This is a genomic window from Niallia sp., from assembly GCF_031978665.1.
In the GTDB taxonomy this organism is placed as follows: domain Bacteria; phylum Bacillota; class Bacilli; order Bacillales; family Cytobacillaceae; genus Niallia.
This window is the reverse complement of sequence record NZ_DALZDK010000015.1, coordinates 1-5,431: the sequence shown is the minus strand read 5'-3', so window position 1 is coordinate 5,431 and position 5,431 is coordinate 1. Positions and strand designations below refer to the sequence as shown.

Annotated in this window: 2 protein-coding genes; both read left to right on the top strand. The window is 38.0% G+C overall.

Annotation, left to right across the window (positions count from 1 at the left end; translation table 11 throughout):
- Positions 1–1,802: bifunctional homocysteine S-methyltransferase/methylenetetrahydrofolate reductase (locus tag RTL21_RS09885; protein WP_312095714.1), on the top strand; the 1,802-nt coding region annotated here is incomplete at its 5' end.
- The gene (metH, locus tag RTL21_RS09880; protein ID WP_312095713.1) at positions 1,780–5,235 is read left to right on the top strand and encodes a methionine synthase; all 3,456 of its coding nucleotides are present in this window, start codon (positions 1,780–1,782) and stop codon (positions 5,233–5,235) included. The genes RTL21_RS09885 and metH, both read left to right, overlap by 23 nt.
- Positions 5,236–5,431 lie beyond the last annotated feature (196 nt).

The window sequence follows — 5,431 nt, the reverse complement described above, 5'->3', positions numbered from 1 at the left end:
ATTCTTATGGGAAGGACACATGCTTTGAAGCATTAAATCTTTCGCATCATGAACAAATTCAACAGGTGCATCAAGCATATATCCATGCAGGAGCAGATGTCATCCAAACAAATACATATGCTGCCAACTATTTAAAGCTACAAAGATATGGCCTTGAAGATAGCGTAAAGGAAATAAACAGTGCAGCCGTTAAAATTGCCAAAAAAGCTGCCAAAGATAAGCATGTAAATATTTTAGGTACAATTGGCGGGAACAGAGGAATAAAACCCCAGGCAATTAGTTTAGAAGAATTAAAACGAAGTTTTCGAGAACAGCTTTATTGTTTGTTATTAGAAGGTGTTGATGGAATACTATTAGAAACGTATTATGATTTAGATGAATTAGAAACAGTATTACAAATTGCCAAAAAAGAAACGACTATTCCAGTTATTGCACAGCTTTCTATTCATGAAATTGGCGTGTTGCAGAATCAATCCCCTCTTAGCACTGCTTTTGACAGATTAGAAAGCTTAGGGGCAGATGTTATCGGCTTGAATTGCAGATTAGGTCCGCATCATATGATCGCATCACTAGAACAGATTCCATTACCAAAGGATGCCTATATATCGGCCTATCCAAATGCGAGTTTGCCAACATATATTGACGGAAAATTCGAATATAAAGATAACGCAGAATATTTCCGAAAGTCAGCTGAAGAATTCCGCAAACAAGGTGTTCGCCTATTAGGTGGATGCTGTGGAACAACGCCTGAGCATATCAAAAATTTTGCGGAAGCATTGAAGAATACTTCCCCTATTATCGAAAAGGCTGTTCCAGCAAATAAAGCAGTCGTTGACTCTATTATCCTTCATTCCCCTACTAGGGAATATACACCTTTGGAGGAAATCGTAAAAGAAAGAGCTTCGGTTATTGTAGAATTAGATCCGCCAAGAAAACTGGATACGACCCGTTTTTTTGAAGGAGCAAAAAAACTAAAAGAAGAAGGCATTGATGCCATCACTCTTGCAGACAACAGCTTAGCATCTGCTCGTATATCCAATACAGCAATCGGTACATTAGTAAAGCAAAATATCGGCTTGCGTCCCCTTATTCATATTGCTTGCCGCGACCGAAATATCATTGGATTACAATCTCATTTAATGGGATTGCATACATTAGGACTTCATGATGTATTGGCGATTACAGGGGATCCTGCCCGAGTAGGCGATTTCCCTGGTGCTTCTTCTGTTTATGATATGACTTCCTTTGATTTAATTTCCATGATTAAGCAGTTAAATGAAGGTCTTTCCTTCTCTGGAAAAAATCTAGGACAGAAGACAGCTTTTTCTGTTTCTGCAGCATTTAATCCAAATGTCCGCCAAGTGGATAAAGCTGTGAAAAGGCTTGAGAAAAAAATCGCATGCGGGGCAGATTATATCATCACACAGCCTATTTATTCAGAAGATAAAATAATTGAATTATATGAAGCAACTAAACATATTGATAAACCAATTTATATCGGTCTAATGCCCTTGACAAGCAGTAATAATGCAGAATTTTTGCATAATGAAGTGCCTGGTATAAAAATTGATGATTCTATTCGTCATTCAATGGCACAATTAAAAGACAATCCAGAAAAAGCAATGCAAGAAGGATTAAAAATTACAAAGTCTCTAATCGATACCGCATCCACTTACTTTAACGGTATCTACTTAATAACACCGTTTTTAAAATATGAGCTTTCAGTAGAATTAGCTCGCTATACGAAATTACGAACTGCTGCAACTAGGAGGAAAAACGATGCAACAAACATCATTAGCTGATAAGCTCAAACAAAAAATCCTCATTATGGACGGTGCAATGGGAACCATGCTCCAACGGGAGGATTTAACAGCAGCCGATTTCGGGGGCGAAGAATTAGATGGATGTAATGAAAATCTTACTATAACAAGACCAGATATTATTTCCAAAATTCATGATGCCTATCTTGAAGCTGGCGCTGATATCATTGAAACAAATACATTCGGTGCGACTAAAATTGTCCTAGATGAATACCATCTAGGACATCTTGCTTACAAATTAAATGTTACCGCTGCAAAGCTCGCTAAAGAAGCAGCAATAAAATATTCTACACCTGAATGGCCACGATTTGTGGCTGGTGCAATGGGACCAACAACAAAAACATTAAGTGTAACAGGTGGAACAACATTCGAGGAGCTCATTGCTTCCTATGAAGAGCAAGCAATAGGTTTAATCGATGGAGGTGTTGATATCCTCCTCCTTGAAACAAGTCAAGACATGTTAAATGTGAAGGCTGGTTTCCTCGGTATTAAACAGGCCTTTGCAAAAACAGGAAAAGAATTACCCTTAATGATTTCAGGCACGATTGAACCTATGGGAACAACACTGGCTGGACAATCTATTGAAGCCTTTTACATTTCCATTGAACATATGAATCCCATTGCAATCGGATTAAACTGTGCGACAGGACCTGAGTTTATGCAGGATCATATTCGCTCCCTTTCTGGTCTTTCAAAATTTGCAGTTAGCTGCTACCCTAATGCTGGTTTACCTGACGAAGAAGGACATTATCATGAAACGGCATCCTCTCTCGCTAATAAGCTTAGTGGGTTTGCAAATGAGGGCTGGCTCAATATTGTGGGAGGATGCTGTGGGACAACTCCAGAGCATATACGAGCAATCGCCGATAAAATGAAAGAAATTGCACCTCGTAAAGTGGTCGAAACAAACCATCATATGGTTTCAGGGATTGAGCCCTTTATTTATGATGATCCTACTTTAAGACCGATTATGGTTGGGGAACGAACCAATGTCATTGGTTCTCGTAAATTTAAACGATTAATAAATGAGGGGAAATTTGAAGAAGCATCAGAGATTGCAAGAGCTCAAGTTAAAGGTGGCGCACATGTTATCGATATATGCTTAGCTGATCCAGACAGAGATGAATTACAGGATATGGAACTTTTCATGAAAGAAGTTGTTAAAAAAGTAAAGGTTCCGCTCGTTATCGACTCCACTGATGAAAATGTAATCGAAAAAGCCCTTTCCTATTCACAGGGAAAGGCGATTATTAATAGTATTAATTTAGAAGATGGTGAAGAAAGATTTCAAGCAATTGTCCCTCTCATCCACAAATATGGCGCCTCCGTTGTTGTAGGAACCATTGATGAAGAAGGCATGGGAGTTACTGTAGAAAAAAAGCTAGATATCGCGAAACGTTCTTATGAATTATTAACGAAGAAATATAACATTAGTGGTAAAGATATTATTTTTGACCCACTTGTTTTCCCAGTAGGCACTGGTGATGAGCAATATATTGGATCAGCTAAAGCAACAGTGGAAGGTATCAAACAAATTAAACAGGCTTGTCCAGATGGTCAGACAATCCTCGGAATTAGCAATGTTTCCTTTGGCCTCCCTCCTGTCGGTCGAGAAATATTAAATAGTGTCTTTCTTTACCACTGTACACAAGCTGGACTTGACTACGCTATTGTCAATACAGAAAAGCTAGAAAGATTTGCTTCCATTAGTAAAGAAGAGATTGAGTTAGCTGAAAAGCTATTATTTGAAACTACAGATGAAACACTAGCTGTTTTCACTGATTTTTATCGTGATAAGAAAAAAGAAAAGATAAATTCGCTAGAACATTTAACTTTAGATGAACGATTAGCCTATTATGTCGTAGAAGGAACGAAAGAAGGCTTACTTGATGATTTAGCAATCGCTCTGACCAGTTATAGCGCACCATTAGATATTATTAATGGACCGCTGATGGATGGAATGAAAGAAGTCGGTCGTTTATTTAATGATAATCAATTAATCGTAGCGGAAGTGCTGCAAAGTGCTGAAGTGATGAAAGTTTCTGTTTCATATCTGGAAGGTTTCATGGACAAAAACGTAACATCTTCAACGAAGGGAAAAGTCATCTTAGCTACCGTTAAAGGAGACGTTCACGATATTGGTAAAAATCTCGTTGATATTATTCTGTCTAACAATGGATACGAAGTCATTGATTTAGGTATTAAAGTTCCGCCAGCAGAGTTAGTTTCTGCCATCAAAAAGGAACAGCCAAACATTGTTGGCTTATCTGGTCTGCTAGTTAAATCTGCTCAACAAATGGTCTTAACTGCAGCTGATATGAAACAAGCTGGTATTGATGTCCCTATTTTAGTCGGCGGCGCGGCCTTATCGAGAAAATTTACCGATACGAAAATCTCAAAAGAATATGACGGATTGGTATTATACGCAAAAGACGCCATGAATGGATTATCTCTTGCAAATCAAGTAACAAATGAAGATGAATTTACTATACTAAAACAGGAACATCAAAAGAAAAAAGAAGCACTTTTAACACAACCAACTAAAGAAACGACAAAACCTGTAATCACTGGGATTAAAAGAAAAACGATTAATCCAGATGCACCTGTCTTTATACCGCAGGATACAAAAAAGCATTTATTGACCAATTATACAATTGGTCATATTAAACCATATATTAATAAACAAATGCTTTTAGGACATCACCTTGGTTTAAAAGGAAAAATAGAGGTTTTATTAGAGGCAAAAGACGAAAAAGCAATCCAATTAAACGATATGATCGAACAGCTTTTACTGGAAGCGGAACAGAATAACTGGATTAAGCCAAAAGCTGTTTATCGCTTTTATCCTGCTCAATCGGATGGGAATAAAATTTATATATACGATCCACAAGACGAGTCTAAGCGACTGGAAACCTTTGATTTCCCAAGACAAGAAAGAGAACCGAATCTCTGTCTTGCCGACTATTTGAAATCTGTAGATAGTGGCGTAATGGACTATGTTGCCTTTTTTGCTGTAACAGCAGGTACTGGAATACGAGAAGCAGCAGAACAACTAAAGCGTGATGGAAGATTCCTCGAATCACACGCCCTGCAATCATTAGCATTAGAAACAGCAGAAGGACTTGCAGAATTAATCCATCGTCAGATTAGAGATAGATGGGGATTCCCTGATCCAACGACCTTTACGATGAAAGAACGTTTTGCAGCGAAATATCAAGGACAAAGGTTTTCATTTGGATACCCAGCATGTCCCGAATTAGAAGATCAGAAAAAGTTATTTGGACTGCTTTCACCAGAAGAAATCGGCATAACCTTATCTGAAGAATGTATGATGGAACCAGAAGCATCCGTGTCGGCAATGGTGTTTGCCCATCCAGACGCAAGATATTTTAATGTATTATCTGGTTCACTCTAATATAAATTAATTGGTAGATTTTAAGTTTGTTTTTTGCTAAACATGTTAAAATAAAATCCAGCTGCTATTGTGTAGCTGGATTTGTTAAATATGCCATTAACTTGTGTGTTCCGCCTTTGATGAGCGCCACTTTCCGCTTGCCACCTCGTTCTTTTGGTTTTCATCCCTCTTATGAACACCACTTTCTGTTCGCCAC

Bases quoted from the DNA above. Each gene is read 5' to 3' on its own strand.
- metH (WP_312095713.1), top strand. From the start codon at position 1,780: ATGCAACAAACATCATTAGCTGATAAGCTCAAACAAAAAATCCTCATT.